Consider the following 17,588-nt stretch of genomic DNA (forward strand, 5'->3'; position numbering starts at 1 on the left):
GCAATGAGGTGGCATCAGTAGCTACCCGGTTCTTGCTCATTGTTCATTGCTCATTGCTCATTGATAAGAGACGAAACGATTTTGGCCGATAGCAGGCACAGCGGAATGCCGCCGCCCGGGTGCACCGAGCCGCCGCAAAAGTACAGCCCATCGAGCCGCCCCGAAAAATTTGGGTGCCGCAAAAATGCCGCCAGCGCGTTGTTGCTGGAGCTGCCGTAGAGCGCCCCGCCAAACGACGACGTGTCGGCCGCGATGCCGGGCGGCGTCCAGATTTTTTCGGCCACGATGAGCGGCTCAATGGCAGTGCCCAGCGCCTGGCTCAGCTTACGGACCACAGCGGCCCGGGTTTGCTGCGCCAGGGTCGCCCAGTCCTGGCCCTGGTCGTGGGGCACGTTCACCATCACAAACCAGTTTTCGTGGCCGGGCGGGGCATCAGCGGGCGTTTTTTTCGAGGTGACGTTTACGTACACCGTCACATCATCGGCCACGGTCTGCTCCTCGAAAATAGCCTGGAACTCGCGACGGTAATCTTCCGAAAAGAAGATATTATGTAGGTCCAGCTCGGGAAACTCCCGGGCGATGCCCCAATAAAAAAGCAGCGCCGAGGAGGAGCGGGGCTGGCTCAGGGTGCGCTCGGGGGCGGGCTCGTGGGGCAGCAGGCGGCGGTAGGTGGGCACTACGTCCATGTTGCTCACCACCCGGCCGAAGTCGTACACGTCCTGCGCCGTGCGCAGGCCCGTCACGCGGCCATCGGCCACGGTAATTTCCTCCACCGCCTCGTTGTAGCGGAACTTCACGCCGAACTCCTCGGCCAGCCGGTGCAGGCTCGCGGCAATAGCATATATGCCGCCCTCGGGGTAGAAAGCGCCAATACCGTGCTCCAGGTGCGGAATCATGCTCAGCGTGGCGGGGGCCTGGTACGGGTCCGAGCCGTTGTAGGTGGCATAGCGGTCGAAGAGCTGCACGAGACGCGGGTCGCGGCCAAAGGCCTGCTCGTGGCGCTGGTGCATGGTGCCCAGCAGGCCCAGCTGTGGCAGGGCGGCTACGGCCTTCAGCGTTTCGGGGCTGAAATAAGTGCCGGCCTTGTGCAGCGACTTGTGCAGGAACGTGCCCGCCGTGGCGTCGTAAGCCTTCCCGGCGCGCGTCAGAAAATCGGTAACGGCGGCCGCCGGCGTGCCCAGCTTCGCTTCTACTTCCGCCGCGAATTTTGCCGCGTCGGCCCAGGCCGTGAGGCGGGTGCCGTCGGCAAAAAAGTAGTTGGTGATGGGGTCGAGCCGCTCGTACCGGAAGTAGTCGCTTGGCTCGCGGTGGGCCAGCCGGAAAATATCGTCCACCAGCTGCGGCAGCGTGAACAGCGACGGCCCGGCATCGAACCGGTACCCGCCGGGCAGCGCAAACTGGTGCATCTTACCCCCGAATGTGGGCCCGGCCTCGAAAACCGTGACCGGGTGCCCGGCCACGGCCAGCCGCGCCGCCGTGGCCAGCCCCGCAATGCCCGCCCCGATGATGGCCACGGGCTGCCGGGAGGACGCGATTTTGGTTGTCTTTTTCTTAAACACTGCACTGCTAACCGTTGTAGCGGGGGGAGAAGTTTAGCCGAAGCTGCCAAAAATAAAGCGGCGCTCCGGAGCAGACGTTTTTGGTCTGCCCCGAAGCGCCGCTTTATCGCTCAAGCAGCTTATTCCACGGCCAGCACCAGCCCTTTCAGGTATGCGCCTTCCGGGTGGAACAGACTTACCGGATGGTCGGCCGGCTGGGTGAGGCGGTGCAGGATGCGCGCCGGCCGCCCGGCCTCGATGGCCGCCGCCAGTACCGCGCCCTCAAACAGCTCGGGGCTCACCACCTGTGAGCAGCTGAACGTGAACAGCAGCCCGCCCGGCGCGAGGTGCGCAATGCCGGCCATATTCAGGCGCTTGTAGCCCATCAGGGCGGCGTGGCGTGCGCCCATGTGCTTGGCAAATGCCGGTGGGTCGAGCACCAGCAAATCATACTGGGCCGAGTGGTTTTTCAGGAAGCCCAGCACGTCGTCGGGGTAGGCGGCGTGGCGGTCGGCGTGCTGGCTCAGCTCGGCGTTGCGCTCGGTCAGGGCGATGGCTTTTTTGCTCGAATCAACGGAATGCACCAGCTCGGCCCCGGCCTCCAGCGCGTATACCGAAAAACCGCCGGTATAGCAGAAGGTGTTAAGCACCTTGCGGCCCGGCGAGTAGCGGGCCAGCAGCGCCCGGTTGTCGCGCTGGTCGATGAAGAAACCGGTTTTTTGGCCGGTTTCCCAGTCCACGGCAAACTGGTGGCCGTTTTCCATCACCACGTGCTCGGTGCCCGAGCTTTCGCCAAACAGGTAGCCGTTTTTGGCATCGGGCACGGCGTTGCCGGGCACGGTTTCGGCGCTCTTGTCATAAATAGCCCGCAGCTTATCACCAAATACTACCTGCAGCGCGGCCGCGATTTCGGGGCGGGCGCGGTACATGCCCACACTGTGGGCCTGCACCACGGCCGTATCGCCATACACGTCGATGATGAGGCCGGGTAGGCCGTCGCCCTCGGCGTGTACGAGGCGGAATACGTTGGTGTCGGCGGTGCCCGTCAGGCCCAGCCGCTGGCGCAGGCGGAAGGCATTGCCCAGCTTGTCTTCCCAATACTTGGCGGTGGGCAGCTCGGCCTCGGGACCAAAGTCCAGCATGCGCACGGCAATGGAGCCGCCGCCCGAGAAGTGGCCCACGCCCAGCAGCTCACCGTTGATGGCTTCGACGCGCACGGGTTCGCCCTCGCTGGGCTCGCCCAGCACGCGGGCGATAGCGCCCGAAAACACCCAAGGGTGGCGGCGGCGCAGGCTGTGGTCTTTTCCGTTTTTGAGGACGATGGTGGTGGCGTTCGGCATAGGCCAGCAAAGGTACGGCTCCGCGCCGGGGCTGCCCACCCTACTTAAACCAGCGCCGGTAAATGGGCTTTCGCCAGGCAAACTGTGCCCACATGGCCGGGTACAGCAGCACATCGAGCAGGCGCGAGGCGGTGCGGTACTCCAGGTCGTCCACAATAACGCTGCCACCGGCCGGGCCGGGCTCGATGCGGTGGTGGTGCCGCCAGAAGCGCAGAGGCGGTGGCAGCACCTGGCCTTCGTCGATGAAGAAGTGGGTGCCGTCGGGCCGTACACCATCGTCCGTTATCAGCGAAGTCCAGGGCAGGCGCTTCACCACGGTATCCAGCTCAATTTCCACCTTGTCGCCGGTCCGGCAGCCATCGAAGCGCAGCACCCGCAGCTTCGGGAACGGCGGGGCCAGCGCCACAAACAGCGCCCGGGTGAAGCCGGCCATCACCTGGGCGGGCGCTTGTGAAACGGAGGTGCCAAGTACTACGCGCATAGCCCTGATAACCCGGCCGGGTGATGTTGGTTCAGCGGCTTATTTCCAGTCGGGCAAAAAAGCGTTGGTGATAATCTTTGCGCGGCTGGTCCCGTCAAGGGTGGCCGTCCAAAGCTCGGGTGGGCTGAGGTCATCGTTAACGCGGTTTACGAAAATCAGCCGGAAGCCATCGGGCGAGTAGCGAGGCGTCAGGTCGTTGGTGCCGGTAATCTTATTATTATTATTTACTCCAGTGCCAGCCGACACATCGACCGGAGTGCCCGTGCCGTCCACGCGCTGAATGAAGATGTGCGAATCGAGCTGCCGGCCCGCCGGGCTATTGAAGCCCGCCACGTCGCGCGTATACACGATGCGGGTACCGTCGATGCTGAAGCTGGGCGAGTCGACGCGGCCGGGCAGGTTGCTCACGAACAGTACCGGGTTGGTGCCGTCCACGTTGTAGAGGTAAAGCTCAGAGTCAAAGGGATTAGACCCAATGGTCTGCACGACCAGCCGGTTGCCCTGCGATGTCCAGTCGCACTCGCGAAAGTGGCGGCCGGCCGGGGCGGTGGCCAGCAGCATCAGCCCTGAACCGTCGCGGTTGATGCGGTACAACTGGTCGTAGTGCGCGTAAATCAGCTGCGCCCCGTCCGGCGACCAGCGGTAGCCCACGCCCGCGTTGCTGTAGCCTTCCACCGACAACGCCGTAATCTGGCGCTGGTTCGAGCCGTCGCGGTTCATGGTGTACAGCTGGTACTGGCCCGTGGCATTCGAAGTGTAGGCCACAATGTCGCGCAGCGGGCTCAGCTGCGGGGCCGTTTCCACGGCCGACGAGGTAGTTAGTCGCACTAGGCCGCCACCCATGTTATCCGACGAATAAACGTCGGTATTGCCGGCCGAAGTACGCGCAAACAGGTAGCGGTTGTCGGGCAGCGGCCCAGTTTGGAAGCTCCAGACCGGACTGCGGGCGCTGGCCCCGGCGGGGTTGCGGACCGTTACCTGCCAGTAGTAAGTTGTGTTATAAAGCAGGCCCGTGGCCACCACCACCGTATCCTTCGAGTTGGTGAGTAGCGTGCGCTGGTTCAGGTTATTGCTCTCAAAAAGAATAACGTCGTAGCGCAGCGAGTCGGCCTTGTTCGCACCGCTGGGGTGCCAGCTCAGGGCCACATCGCTGGGCTGGCCGGTAGCCCCGCTGGCGGGGCCGGGGCGCACCGGGGCGTTGGGCGCGGCCGCATTGGTCGGCTTTTCCAGCTGAAGGACAATGGACTGAGTCTGGTCGCTGGTGATGTTAACATTGGTGGTCAGTTGGGTGTAGCCCGTGCGCCGTGCCGTAATGGCGACCAGCCCGGCCGGCAGGTCGCTGATGGTTAGCTTGCCCTGGGCATCGGTAACGTACGAGCCGGTGGCCGGATTGGTGCTGATGCCCGTATTTGGTAATGGCTGATTGGTGCGCGCATCGAGCACCGTTACAGCAACTTTGCCGAAGGTTGTGGGCTGAACGGAAACGTCTTCGCAGCTACTCAGCGCACCCAGTAGCACGGCCCAGGCCGCCATTAGCAGTAAACCGACTCTCATGATAGCAGAAAAAAAGGGCGGGGTAAATAAGGGGGAAAGATAGGAAAATTATGGAAAAAATGAGTGATTCGTTAATGCGAAGTCGTTTTTTGTTCCGCCGAATCGCGCGCTACTACTCGCCCCTGCTGGTCGATAACGAGGAGCAGGGCTCGGTACTGGTCGCGACCCAGCACGCTTACCCGTACTTCCGACAGCCGGACTTCCTGCTGTGGAGCCAGGTCGAACTCGCCGCCCTGAGTGCTTTGCGAGCGGCCACTTGGGCTTTGGCGTACTACCAGCAGCTGGTAGCGGTAGCGGGCCGCAGTGGGCAGCAGGCTACGGCAGTGCCCGGTCACGGTGAGCAGCTGGTCGTGCTGCATCAGCTCGATGCGGGCCTGACATGGGACCGGAGCCTGCGCAAACGTCCCGCCGGTTGGCATCAACAAAGTTGCCAGCACCAGCGGGACGCGTTTCATAGCTCGGAAAAAAAAGGCAGTAAACTGCCGTTGGTGAGTTCGTTGCGAATCAGGGTTGCACCCGGCCCTGCGTGATGGTCATGTTAATGCCGCTGCCGCGCATCTCTATGTTATAGCCCCGGGGAGCCGATGAGCTGAGCCCTTCCTGCTGCACCAGGTTGTTGTTGTTGCCTACCTGCGTAACGCCGTAGGTGCGGTTGTTACCCTCAGCGTTCAGCACCGAGCGGTTGTTGCTGCCATCCTGCAGCAGGTTCACGGTGTTGCGGTTGCCCAGAATGTCGCTTTCGAATGAATTGCTCGTCTGGCGCTGGTCTACGTTGCCGGTGTTGCGGTCGCCGTTGAGGATGAGCGTGGCCGAGTTACCGTTGCCGTACTGCTTGAAATCGGCGATGTTGGCGCTGCCGGCCTGTACAATGAGCGCTTGGTTGGGCACCGTGCCCAGCGTCACCTGCTCAATGTTGGCCAGGTTATCGTTGCCGGTTTGCCGCAGCACGCTCAGCGTGCGGGCGGCGGCGGGCGACAATGCGTTGGTCGTGCGCGTTAGGCGTTCGAGACCGATTTCTTCCACCAGCTGCTGAGCCGTACTGGTTGCCGCTTGGGCCTGAGCCAGCTGCGGTACCAAGGCGACACTTAAGCCGCTGATGCACAGAATGAGGAAGTGTTTCATGGTCGAAAGGGCTAAGAAGAATAAGACTTGCCGGAGAGTCTGAACCAATGCTGCCGGGCTGTGAGCGGCCCGGAGGTCCGTCCGCAGCCCGGCAGCATTGGTTCAGGTTGGCCCACGGCTACGGCCGTGGGCTTTCAGCTCCTGCTTAGTGCTGGTATACAGCCACCGTATTGTTTATGCCTTCCTGCACCGTGGTGCTGTAGGCACCGAACGAACGCTGCGTAACGGTCGAGTAGTTGTCGTGGCCCACGGGGTAGGCTCCGCTGCCTTTCTGAATCTGCAGCGAATACTGGCTGAAGGCACCATCCTGGTCCGAGTAAGCCTGGTTGCGGTAACCAGTCTGGTCCTGGTACGACACGTCGAAGTCCTGGTCTCCCTGACGAGCGCGGGCCTGGTTGCCGGTGCCGGTCTGGTTCTGCACAATGATGTTGCGGTCGCCGGTCTGCTCGGAGTAAGCCATGTTGCGGCCGGCGCTACCTACGCCGTTGTTCACCTGCGTCGTCCAGGCGTTGTTGCCGAAGTCGGAGGGGTCATTCTGGGCGTTCTGGTTGATAACAGCGGAGTTACCAGGACCGGCCTGGTCTACGCAGGCATACTGCAGCTCACCGTTCTGAAAAACGTTCGAGAAGTTGTCGGTAGCTCCCAGCGCGCGGGTGGCCTGGCCGGCCACGGTAATAAAGTTGTTGGCCGTAGCGCCGCAGGTGAGGCAGCCGGGGTCGCGGAGAGCGGGAGGAGTGGGCCGAGCGGGCGGTGCACAGTTGACGCAGGGGTTCTGGGCCTGAGCTACGCCTGCCGACAGTACGGCGAAGGCAATCAGGGTAAGTTTTTGCAGAGCTTTCATGATGAGGAATGAGAAAAAAGTGAGGTAAAGGTTGAATTGGCAGCTTGCTCTCTCCGGAAGAACATGTCAAAGATACTATTAAAAATCAAAATGTCAATAGTAAGCTAAGATTATATTTAAAATAATTAATCACAAAGTGATAAAATCGTGTTTTTACGTTGTTTAACGGATATTTAGTATGAATAATTTTTTAAATATAGTGTTCATCTATTTCTCTCCCTTGGCGTTTGAACTTTTATCAGTAACAGGGGTGCTGGCTTTAACCATCTGCTCGTAGGCCTTTTCTTGGGCCGTTTTGCCTAGGTACAGCACCAGCCCCGCCCGCCCCGAGAAGTAAGAGTCGTTGTAGCGGCCGGTGCTCACTTGGTCGAGTTGGTCAGTCAGATAATAGTGGTTATCGATGCCCGCGATGATGCCCAAGTGCGGGGTTAGAAGCATTTCGCCCCCCACGCCCACAACTATATGTGGCAGCAACGGTGAGGCCCCGCGCAACTGGTTACGGCCCGTGACCCCGCCACCCAGCAAGGCATAAGGCGTAAACCGGTCATAGGGAAGTAGCCGGTATAGTAGTCCGGCCTCGGCGTAACCAAATTTTTGGTTGAAAGAGGCCCCACCTAGGCCTGCGGCCAATTGCAGGCCCCCAACATTTACGAATAAGGAGGTGGACGCATTAGCTTGGTAGTGCAGGGTGAACTCTGCCCCTGGGCGGCGCAACGGCTGCGCGTAGTCGCCCGAATACTGCTGAATTGAGGCATCGGCCCCCACGGCCAGCGACGAGCGGCGCAACTGGGTTTCGCGGCCCAGCACATCAATGCCGAGGTTTTTATTCTTCTCGTAGAAGTAGTTCTGAATGGGCAAGCCGTTGTACTCGGCTGAGTCGCGCGGGGTCCAGAGTTTTTCGGCGAAGCCCTCGAAGATGAGTGCTACCACGGCCTTCTCGATGGCCTCCTTCACGGCCATCTCGCTGGGTTCGTTGTAGGTGAAGCCCGTCTCCGTTTCGAGCAGGCGCTTGAAGTCCACAAAGCGAAACAGGCTGGCATCGACCTGCTGCGAAAGAATGGTTTTGGAGGTGTAAACCGTTTTGAAAATCTTGCCCGAGTTGGTACTGATTGCCCGCAGGTACACCGTCACCCGGTCCTGCCGGTACTGGCCCGAGGCACCGGCCCCGAAATAGCGCAGGCCCGCGCCGCCGGTCAGAATGTTGGAATCGTAGGAAACGATACCGCCTTCCAGAATAATGCCAGCGAACAGCAACGGAGCCAGCGCAGGTTGCTTCTTCCCGGTCTGGGCCGCGTACTCCTCCCGGGTCGAGCGGATGATTTTGCGTTCGTTAAGCAGGTTGCCCAGGTTTTCGCGCTCGATGGGCTCAAACCAGCCCGACTCTTCCAGCGCGCGCAACAGAATAGTGGTAGCCCCCTGCGTAACGGCCGTCGAGAAGCTGGCCCCGGTTTCGGTGGGCTTGTACTGGCCGGTTTGGTCGCGGAATTTGTATACAGCCACTACCGACTTGGTTTTGGGCGCTGGTAGCCCGCGCCACATCGAGTTGGCAGTTACTTCGGCCCCCAGGCGGGCGGGCTGGGTGGCCAGCAGGTGTTGGTGCAGGTAAGGCGTGCAGCCAGCCAGCGCGGCCAAGCTCAAAGCGGTGCCCAGCCGGAACAGTCGAGAGAAAAGCATTGCAGAAAAAGGAATAAGAGGGAGAATAAGCCAGATAATGACTTGTTCTACAGCCCGTTGGGAATAGTGACGGTGGTCTGATTGCCCGTTCCGGTGTCGGTGACGACAATGACGACGCCGCTCGAGCCCTGCGACACCTGAACTTGGTAGCCACCCACGTTGTAGGAGCCCGGCTTGATAGCCCCGGTGCCAAACTGCGAGCCGATGAGCCGGCTGGTAAGCTGCGACAGCACCTGCTGGTTAAGGTTGGAGGCGAACTCCGCCAGCGGGTCGCGACTAGTGGTGGGTTTTACCGGGTCGGCGATGCTGTTCTGGGCCGTGGCTGACGCTTGCAGCCAAGAATAGTTGAAGGGGTTGCCACCCCCAAAAGCCGGATTTTTGGCTTGGTAGGTAAAATCTTGGGAATGAGCTGAATGAGTTAGCGCAAACAGCAGCACCAGAGCGAAAATGTGTTTCATCGGATTGCAGAAAAAAGGATGGGGGAATAGGTATTAAGCATGTCAGAATCGTTCGGGAGGGGCCCGGTGGCCCGATTCGAGCTGGCGGCTGTTGCTTAGGGCTTCGAGCAGAAAGCCCCGCGCTGCCTCCACGGCAGCCGCTACCACTTCTTCCATCTGGTCGGCGCGGGTGGGCAGCGGCAGCTCCAGCAGCTCGGAATCGTTGACGCTGACCGCTACCAGCGACGAATTGGCCCGCGACGGCCGCTCAATGATGATGATATTGTAGTCGGCCACACCCATCGGGGCCTCGAAGGTGCTGTAAAACTGGTCGTAGAAGTCGTGGCCCAGTTTGCTTACCGCTTGGTCGAGTACCAGGCCCTGCGACTCGCTGCCCCCCTGTTGTAAGTTTTGCTGGTTGGCTACCGAGTCGGCTTTCAGAAAAAGGCGCAGGGCCTCTTCTAGTTTGGCCGGGGCAAGCGGTGCGGGCGTACTAACGGGTGCAGCCGTGGCTTGGCGGGGGAGGGCCTGCTGGCCCCGGTTTTGGGCGTGGGCCGGGCAGGCCAGGAGCCAGCCCAGCCCCAACAACACGCTTAATCGGCCCACGGCGGCCCAAGTGGCCCTGCGAGAGGACACGGGCAATTGTTGCAAAGCAGCTTGGCAACTAGTCATCGTGGTACCGGCCAAAAAGGGTGGAAACTAAGCCGAGTTAGCAGCAGGGCATAGTGCGGACAGCAAACGTATAGTTTATTTAAATTAAATGCAAGAATAATTAAATTATATCTTTGTTCAATCCGAAAAAAATAGCACTGCCTGCTCGTGCGTAATTGTCAAGGGTTGGCGGTGGCTGGTAGCGTCGAAAGAAACAGGAGCGCGCCGGCACACCATCGCAACTAAGCCGGACGGTGGCGAACAAAGTACGCAGATGGCAGCCTATGGGTCGCGATGGACAAGTAGCTTTTCGCCATTCGGCTGTAGCAGTTACCTGAGCCTTAAACTCGGGCTAGCTCAGCAGTTCCTCAATATCGGCCCGGGTGAGGTGCTTCATTACGGCTTCGTCGGTGGCGATGAGCTCGCTTACCAGCGCGAGCTTGCGGCGTTGCAGGGCCAGAATCTTTTCCTCAACCGTATTCTGGGTGATGAACTTGTATGTGAACACCGGCCGCTGCTGCCCGATGCGGTGGGCCCGGTCCACGGCCTGGGCTTCCACGGCGGGGTTCCACCAGGGGTCGAGCAGGAACACGTAGTCGGCGGCGGTCAGGTTCAGGCCCACGCCGCCGGCCTTCAGGCTGATAAGGAATATTTTCAGCTCTTCGTCTTCCTGGAAGCGCGCTACTTCGGCGGGGCGGTCGCGGGTGGCACCGTCGAGGTAGGCGTAGGGCATCTGGCGCTCATCGAGGGCGGCGCGCACCAAGGCCAAGTGCTGCACAAACTGACTGAAAACTAAAACTTTGTGGCCCTCGGCCACCACATTGCGCAACATGCGCAGCACCTCGCGCAGCTTGCCCGACTCGCCGGTGTAGTGCTCGTCGGCCAGGCGGGGGTGGTTGGCAATCTGTCGCAGCCGGGTCAGGCCCTGCAGCAGCAGGAACTGCGTGCTGGCCGTGCCGTGCTCATCCAGATTCTGCAGAATCTTGTTGCGGTAGAAGCTCTTGGTTTCCTCGTAGGCATGGGCCTGCTCCTCCGTCATTGGGCAGTAGCTGAGCTGCTCGGTTTTGGCCGGCAGCTCCTTGGCTACCTGCGACTTATGCCGGCGCAGAATGAACGGCTTGATGAGCGCGTGCAGGCGGCGGGTGCGGCCTTCGTCCTGGTTTTTCTCGATGGGCTTGAGGAATTCCTTGCGAAAAAACGCCTGCGTGCCCAGCAGTCCGGGGTTGATGAAGGACATCTGCGACCATAAATCCATGGTGCTGTTCTCGACCGGCGTGCCCGTAAGGATGAGCCGGTGCCGCGAGCGCAGCTGCCGCACCGCCTGCGAAGTCGTACTCGACGGATTTTTGATGGCCTGCGACTCGTCCAGAATCACGTAGTCGAACTTGTAGCTGGCCAGCAGCTCGGTATCGAGGCGCACGATGCCATAGCTGGTGAGCACCACGTCGTAATCGGCGAAGCGGTCGGGGTTTTTGTCGCGGTAGGTGCCGGTGTAGGCCAGCACACGCAGGCCGGGCGTGAACTTAGCGGCCTCGCTCTGCCAGTTGTACACCAGCGAGGTAGGGAGCACCAGCAGCGAGGCGGCCCCGTGGTTGTCGGCGCTTTCGTGGCGATGCTGGAGCATGGCCAGCGTCTGAATCGTCTTGCCCAGTCCCATGTCGTCGGCCAGGCAGCCGCCGAACTGGTAGTCCTGCACGAAGCGCAGCCAGTTGTAGCCGGCCTTTTGGTAAGGCCGCAGCTCGCCCAGGAACCCAACGGGCAGGGGGTGGTCTTCCACCTCGGCGAAGTCGCGCAGCTTGGCCAGCTTGCGGCCCATGCGCACGGTGGCCAGCTCGTTGCTCTGCAGGTCGGCCACCAGGGCCAGGTGGTGGCGGCGCAGGTTCAGGCCCTCGGCGGTTTCTTCGCCAAAGGCAAACAGCTCGAGGTAGTCCGTAAACCACTCCTCCGGGATAATGGCAATCTGGCCGTTAGGCAGCTTGAACTCGCGGCGCCGCTGCAAAATGTGGCCGCGCAACCGGATAAACGGTACCTCAATATCGCCAAAGTGCACGGTGCCGCGCACATCGAACCAGTCGCCGGCTTCCTGAATGCCCACTTGCACGCTGGTTGGCCCGATGAAGTAGTTTTTAGTAGCCGTGGTAGCCGCTTCTACGGTGTAGCCCAGCTCGGTGAGCTCGGGGGTATGGTCGTGCAGCCACTTAAAGGCTTCGCTTTTTGGCAGGGTCACCTGGCCATTTTCGACCAGCAGCCGGCGGGCGTGTAATGCTTCGACGGTTGCCTGCTCCTGCTCGGGACTACGCAGCAGGCGATGGAATACATAGCTCTCGGGGGTTTTTTCGAGGTGCACACTCACTGGCTTGTTTGTACCCAGCGGCATGAGGTGCGGCCCATAGCGAAAGCTAAGCTCGAAGTGAATCTGCTCGGCTTCGGCTCCGGAAAGCAATGGCGCGGCCAGCTTGGGCTGCGGAATGCGGCCCCGGCGCGGCGGCCCGGGCGGGCGCACGGGGGCTTCGGGCGGGGGGGCAGCGGGCAAGGCGTCGGTGTAGGTGAGGCGCGGCCGGGCCACAAAACGCTCCGAGCGAATATCAAAACCCCGGGCATGCACCTCGAACGACTCCATGAGCGGCGCCACGAATTTTTGGAAATAGCTTTCCTCCACCTGCCGGGGTACCACAATAAATTTCTTCTTGAGAAACGGCAGCAGCTTGCGCCCATCCACCTCGGTGCGGAAGGTGTAGAGCAAGTCGCCGAGCAGCAGCCAGGCCGGCTGCAGGCACACTAGCACGGCATCCTTGTACTGGAAATCGAGCTTCTGGCCCTGGTACTGAATAGTGGGAAAGTAGTGCGTGCCTTCCTCATTACGCCGGAAGTGGAACAGGATGGAGGCCTTGGCCGGGGCCATGCCGATTTCCTTCCACGTCGGCTCGCCGTCGCGGCCCATAATGAACACCTGCTTGCCGGCTAGGCGGGCCAGTACGGCCCCCATGCGAGTTTGCACGTGGCGGGCAATGGCTTCCTGCAAAGGCTTGTCGCCTTTTTCGGGGTTATAGGTTTTGAGGAAGAACTCGGCCGTGGCAATCTTGCGGGGCCAGAATTCCTTCACCACGGCTTCCTGCTGCAACTGGTCGCAAAGGGCAACCAGCTCAAAATCAATCGCATCGAGGCCAGCGGCAAACTCGTGCACGTTTTTGCCCGAAACCGTTTGGTGCTGAAGCGTGAGCTGCCCGCGCGGGCCCAGCTGCACCACGTAGGCCGCGAACAGGTGCCCCAGACACTCGTGTTCGAACAGCGAGTAAATGATTTGAAAAGGTTCTGCAGTAGATACTTTCATAGCCGGGCACGCTCGCGGAATGCGCAAGGTAGGGCCGAAAATGGAAATACGCACCGATAACTTTTTGTGATTTTGACGAGGGCTGGTGGTGCTAAAACCAGAAAAGGCCGGCCCGTTTTAGGCCGGCCTTCCCGATAAAAACCGATTACTGCCATATAAACAGCCAGTTGTGGCCACTGCAGTAGCGGCGATGACTACAGGTTCTCGCGCAAATCCAGATTGCCCGCATTGAGGGCGGGCCGGATGCTGACGGCCAGCGTGATGACAATAATAGAAACGCAGGTGAACACAATGTCCGAGACCTGCATTTTCACCGGGTACGACTCAACTACGCTCGTGGCCATGCCCATGCTTACCAACCCGAACCGCTGTTGCAGCCAGCACAGCGTTACGCCCGTGAGCAGCCCCACCGCCGCCCCTACCAGCGCCACAATAGCCCCCACGTAGAGGAACGTACGGCGCACGGCCTGCTGGTTGGCCCCCATGGCCAGCAGCACCGAAATGTCCTTCTTCTTGTCAATAACCAGCATCGACAAGGAGAAGAAAATATTGAGCGAGGCGATGAGCAGAATCAGCGTGAAGGTGATGAACACAAACAGCTTCTCGACCTTGATGGCTTTGAACAGGCTTACGTGCTGCTCATCCGAATCCTGCACCTTGAACTCCGGGCCCAACTGCTTGCGCAGCTGTTCCTTCACCTGGTCAACCTCGAAGCTCTGGCCCACTTTCACGTAGAGGGCAGTGCGGCGGGTAGTGTAGCCGAGCAGGCGCTGGGCAAACGAAATGGGCACGAAAATGTAGCTGTCGTCGATGTGCTGCTCGATGAGGAACACGCCGCCGGCAATCAGGCTTTCCTGGTTGAAGGCCTCGTCGGGGTTCATGCTCAGGGTTTTGCGGCCGGCCGTGTTGCGCGGGTACAGCAGGCGCAGGGGCGAGAGGCGGTTGTTGAGCGTGATGCTGAGCTCGTGCTGCACGCCCGCGCCCACCAGGGCAATGTCGAGGCTGTCGCGGTGCAGGCGGTGGTCACCCTCGCGAATGTTGGCGTCAATCTGACTCTGGCCGAAGTAGTTATCGCTCAGGCCGCGCATCTTCACCACCATCTGGCGGTCGTGGTATTGCAGCAGGGCGTTGTCCTCAATTACCTGGGTGAGCAGGGCCACGCCGGGCGTGTTCTCCAGCTTCACCAGAAAAGTGCGGTCCACGTCGAAAGCCTTGCCTTTGGCCGCCGAAATCACCAGATTGGGGTCGGACTTACCATAAAGCGTGCGCACCAAATCCTCCAGCCCATTGAACACCGACAGCACAATGATGAGCGCGGCCGTGCCCACCGCCACTCCAATCATCGAAATGTTGGAGATGATGGTGATGATGTTGCGCTTGTTCTTGGAGCGGAAGTAGCGCCGGGCAATGAGAAAGGGGACATTCATAAATCACGGATTCGTCGGATTTCGCACGGATTACACGGATTTCGTGGACGATTCCTCGGGGCAGCAGGGTGGCAGGGTGGGAACTTTGAGCGGAAAGCTACGCTAACGCAGACGTAAAAGGAAAGTTAGCAGCACAAGGCCCGCCGGATAACGGCTGCAGGTTCTGCCCCAAGCAGGACTTACTTCCAGGCCTTCACGATGAGGCCGGTGCCCGAGTCGTGGGTAGTGCGGGCATCGAGCCAGTTCAATAGCAGGCAGAAGGGGAACGTGATGAGGTAGTAAAACGGCAGCAGCAGGAAGAATGCGCGCGACTTGCCCAGCATCAGGATGGGGTATTTCATGCTGAGGCGCCACGAAATCTGGCCCGGCTCGCCGTAGCTGTAGCGGGCCTCGATGCGCTCGAAACCGGCGGTGCTCAACTTCTGCTGAATCTCGCGGATGTTGTAGCCGTCGCGCACGTGCTCCTCAATAAAGCTGGTTTCACCGTCGTCGTGCACATCGGAGCCGCCCTGGTCGCTGGGGGTTGAAATCAGCAGCATGCCGCCGTCCTTCAGCGATGCGTGAATGTTGCGAAACACCTCCACGTCTTCCAGAATGTGCTCCATCACGTCAACCGACAACGCCAAATCAAAGGTGTTGGGCTCCTGATACAGCACCAGGTCCTGCACGGCAAACTGCACGTTGCGGCGGCCAATCTGCCGAAAAAACTGGTTGGAGTCGGCTACCTGGTCGTCCTTCACGTCCACGGCCAGGATGTTCCACTTCGCACTCAACCCGCTCAGCCAGTAAGTGTACTGGCCGTAGCCCGAGCCCGCGTCGAGGATGTTTAGCGGCTCTTGGGTGCGGCCTTTGGCCCAGCGGCGCAGCTCGCGGTGCACGTGCCAGGTGCGTAGCAGCAGCAAATCGAGCAGGTGATAAAACAGCCGGCGCAGCCACGGCGTGCGGTTGAATACCTGGCCGAGCGTCTTTTTAATCGGGTCGTAGTACAAGGGAGGGCAGGAGGGTATGGGGGGTAGGAGGGCAGGAGGGATGGGTAGCGGTTAGTAAGCAGAAAAGCTGAATCCACTTTTTATCCTCGCACCCTCCTGCCCTAAAAAATTTATTCGCCCTTGAATAAACGCGGGCGGGCGGGCTTGTCGCTATTCTCGTCCGGTGCCTCGTCTTTCGGCGCGGGCGGAATGACGAGCGTGCCGAGCACCTCGTCCATGTGGGCGGCGTAAGCGGCGCTGTCGTCGTGGAAGAAAATAAGCTCGGGCACTACGCGGGCCGTCTGGCGGATGCGCTTGGCCAGCGCGTGGCGAATTTCCTTGGCGTTGTCCTTGATGATGGCCAGGCGCGTTTCGGTGTCGCCGCCTAGCAGCAGGCTCAGGTACACGCGGGCCTGGCCCAGGTCGGGCGTCACTTTCACGGTGCTGATGCCCGGGGCCATGCCGCCCCCGAACAGGTGCGGCAAATCGCGCTGGAGCACGGCGGCCAGCTCCTGTTGCAGCAGGCTGGCCATTTTCTGTTGTCGTTTGCTTTCCATAATGACTGGCAAAGGTACGAGGGGTTTTTAGGGTATGCGGGCAAGCGGGTAGGAGGGTAGGGGTTTTAAGTGCCGGAGGGTAATGAGGTGAGAAAAAGAATGAGGCCGCGCCTTAGGCCGACTCAATACCTTTGCCCCAGCCCAACAGCTCCTACCCCCTCACCCTCCTACTCTCATATCCTCAAGCAGTGCTCCGCTTCTTCAAAAGCTCCTTGCCCGCCCAGCTGGCGGCGCTGCTGCTGCTGGTACTGGCCCTGCGCCTGCCACTGCTGTGGCTGGGCCTGCCCCTCACGGCGGCCGAGCTGCGGGCGCTGCTGGTGGGCGAGCGCCTGCACGGCGGAGCCCTGCCGTACCGCGACCTGTACGACGGCACCGCGCCGCTGGCGGCGGCCTTCTTTGCTGGCCTCGATGCCATGCTAGCCCGGCCCGTGTGGCTCTACCGCATTACGGCGCTGGGCCTGCTGCTCATTCAGGCGCTGCGCCTGAACTTGGTGTTTGCCCGCTACGACGTGCACCCCGACCGCGGCTACATCACCGCCCTAACTTACCTGCTGGTGGGCAGCATCAGTACCGATTTAGATGCGCTCTCGCCACTGCTGCTCGGTCACACCTTCATCGTGTTTGCCCTGAGCGCGCTGCTGCCCACCTCGCGCGAAGGCTACGACAACCGCCGCCTGTTCCGGGCCGGGTTTCTGATTGGGCTCGGGGCACTGTGCTACCTGCCGCTGGGCCTGTTTGTACTGGTGGGCCTGTTTGCGGTGGTCATTTTCGCGGCCAGCTCCTTCCGCAGCTCGTTGCTGCTGTTGTGCGGCTTCCTGTTTCCGTACGCGCTGGTAGCCACGTTTCTCTTTTACAAGGAAGCATTGCCCGATTTCTGGCGGCTGCACCTGCAAGAGGGGCTGAATGACCTGATTTCGAGTGGCCTGCCCGCCGGGCTGCAACTGCGGCTGCTGGTGGTGCCCACTTTGGTGCTGGCTGCCGGGCTGGTGCGCGCCCTGAGCACTTCGCTGGGCCTGGTGTTCCAGGTCAAGTTCCGGCAGCTGATGCTGGTGTGGCTGGCCGTGGCGGCGGCGGCGGCGGCCGTGGAGCACGGCGCGGCACCCGGGGTGCTGGTGCTGCTGCTGGCCCCGATGGCTTATTTCAGCCTGTTTCTGTGGCAGCGCGACCGCCAGTATTGGTGGCTGGAACTGGTGCTGCTATTGCTGCTGAACGCGGCCGTCGTGCTGCGCTACCGCGCCTACGTGCCTCGCCTCGAAGCCATCCTGCACATGCCCGCCGAAAGCCGCTTCGGCCTCGTGCCCGACCCGCGCTACGCCGCGCTGCGCGGCCAGACGCTGCTGGTACTCGGCCCCGACGACCGGCCCTACTTCCACAACCACCCCGCCACGCCCTACCTCGACTGGACGCTTTCGCAGGTCGACTTCGGTCACCTCAACGAGTATGCCGCCGTGGTGCGCGTAGCCCAGAAAATGGGCCCTGCCCCGCCCAGCTATCTGCTCGATAAAGTTCGTCTTGTACCGCGTCTGAAGCAGCTGCTGCCCGGCATATTCGGTGATTATGAGCCCACGGAAATGCCGGGCCTGTACAAGCGAAAATGAGCAGCCAAACAAGCCGGGTAAATTAGTTTGCGCTAAAAAACGTCATGCAGCGCGCAGCGAAGCATAACC

At 60.9% G+C, this 17,588-nt stretch carries 15 protein-coding genes; 1 reads left to right on the forward strand and 14 read right to left on the reverse strand.

Annotated features, from left to right (window positions below; all coding sequences use genetic code 11):
• Positions 1-50: 50 nt before the first annotated feature.
• The 14 genes from crtD to ABIB44_RS08305 form a co-directional block, all read right to left on the reverse strand.
• On the reverse strand, positions 51-1,559 hold the full coding sequence (crtD, locus tag ABIB44_RS08240) for a 1-hydroxycarotenoid 3,4-desaturase CrtD (RefSeq protein ID WP_354584162.1): 1,509 nt from the start codon (positions 1,557-1,559) through the stop codon (positions 51-53).
• Positions 1,560-1,678: 119 nt separating this feature from the next.
• The gene (locus tag ABIB44_RS08245) at positions 1,679-2,878 is read right to left on the reverse strand and encodes a class I SAM-dependent rRNA methyltransferase (RefSeq protein ID WP_354584163.1); all 1,200 of its coding nucleotides are present in this window, start codon (positions 2,876-2,878) and stop codon (positions 1,679-1,681) included.
• A gap of 40 nt (positions 2,879-2,918) precedes the next feature.
• Positions 2,919-3,359 carry an SRPBCC family protein gene (locus ABIB44_RS08250; protein ID WP_354584164.1) on the reverse strand — a complete coding sequence of 147 codons (441 nt, stop codon included), beginning with the start codon at positions 3,357-3,359 and terminating at the stop codon, positions 2,919-2,921.
• Between the two features lie 39 nt (positions 3,360-3,398).
• Positions 3,399-4,913: a carboxypeptidase-like regulatory domain-containing protein gene (locus ABIB44_RS08255; protein WP_354584165.1), complete on the reverse strand. Its 1,515-nt coding sequence runs from the start codon at positions 4,911-4,913 to the stop codon at positions 3,399-3,401.
• 71 nt (positions 4,914-4,984) lie between these two features.
• On the reverse strand, positions 4,985-5,368 hold the full coding sequence (gene csgH, locus ABIB44_RS08260) for a curli-like amyloid fiber formation chaperone CsgH (RefSeq protein WP_354584166.1): 384 nt from the start codon (positions 5,366-5,368) through the stop codon (positions 4,985-4,987).
• 49 nt (positions 5,369-5,417) lie between these two features.
• Positions 5,418-6,035: a hypothetical protein gene (locus tag ABIB44_RS08265; protein ID WP_354584167.1), complete on the reverse strand. Its 618-nt coding sequence runs from the start codon at positions 6,033-6,035 to the stop codon at positions 5,418-5,420.
• A gap of 145 nt (positions 6,036-6,180) precedes the next feature.
• Positions 6,181-6,876 carry a hypothetical protein gene (locus tag ABIB44_RS08270; RefSeq protein ID WP_354584168.1) on the reverse strand — a complete coding sequence of 232 codons (696 nt, stop codon included), beginning with the start codon at positions 6,874-6,876 and terminating at the stop codon, positions 6,181-6,183.
• Between the two features lie 207 nt (positions 6,877-7,083).
• Complete coding sequence (locus tag ABIB44_RS08275; protein WP_354584169.1) at positions 7,084-8,550, reverse strand: CsgG/HfaB family protein; 1,467 nt, start codon at positions 8,548-8,550, stop codon at positions 7,084-7,086.
• Between the two features lie 47 nt (positions 8,551-8,597).
• Positions 8,598-9,008, reverse strand: a complete 411-nt coding sequence (locus ABIB44_RS08280) for a curli production assembly/transport component CsgF (RefSeq protein ID WP_354584170.1) — start codon at positions 9,006-9,008, stop codon at positions 8,598-8,600.
• Positions 9,009-9,050: 42 nt separating this feature from the next.
• Positions 9,051-9,623, reverse strand: coding sequence for a CsgE family curli-type amyloid fiber assembly protein (locus ABIB44_RS08285; RefSeq protein ID WP_354584171.1), 573 nt, complete (start codon positions 9,621-9,623; stop codon positions 9,051-9,053).
• A gap of 367 nt (positions 9,624-9,990) precedes the next feature.
• A complete protein-coding gene (locus ABIB44_RS08290) occupies positions 9,991-12,969 on the reverse strand; it encodes a DEAD/DEAH box helicase (RefSeq protein WP_354584172.1) in 2,979 nt (992 codons plus the stop codon).
• Positions 12,970-13,163: 194 nt separating this feature from the next.
• Positions 13,164-14,396 carry an FtsX-like permease family protein gene (locus ABIB44_RS08295; protein WP_354584173.1) on the reverse strand — a complete coding sequence of 411 codons (1,233 nt, stop codon included), beginning with the start codon at positions 14,394-14,396 and terminating at the stop codon, positions 13,164-13,166.
• 179 nt (positions 14,397-14,575) lie between these two features.
• Positions 14,576-15,385 (reverse strand): class I SAM-dependent methyltransferase, encoded by an 810-nt coding sequence (locus ABIB44_RS08300; protein ID WP_354584174.1) that lies wholly within the window; start codon positions 15,383-15,385, stop codon positions 14,576-14,578.
• Between the two features lie 110 nt (positions 15,386-15,495).
• Complete coding sequence (locus tag ABIB44_RS08305) at positions 15,496-15,921, reverse strand: ribosome-binding factor A (protein WP_354584175.1); 426 nt, start codon at positions 15,919-15,921, stop codon at positions 15,496-15,498.
• Between the two features lie 188 nt (positions 15,922-16,109).
• On the opposite strand from ABIB44_RS08305, the gene ABIB44_RS08310 reads away from it, so the two are divergent.
• Positions 16,110-17,519: a hypothetical protein gene (locus tag ABIB44_RS08310; RefSeq protein WP_354584176.1), complete on the forward strand. Its 1,410-nt coding sequence runs from the start codon at positions 16,110-16,112 to the stop codon at positions 17,517-17,519.
• Positions 17,520-17,588: the final 69 nt, after the last annotated feature.

The organism is Hymenobacter sp. UYCo722 (assembly GCF_040547115.1).
Lineage (GTDB): Bacteria > Bacteroidota > Bacteroidia > Cytophagales > Hymenobacteraceae > Hymenobacter.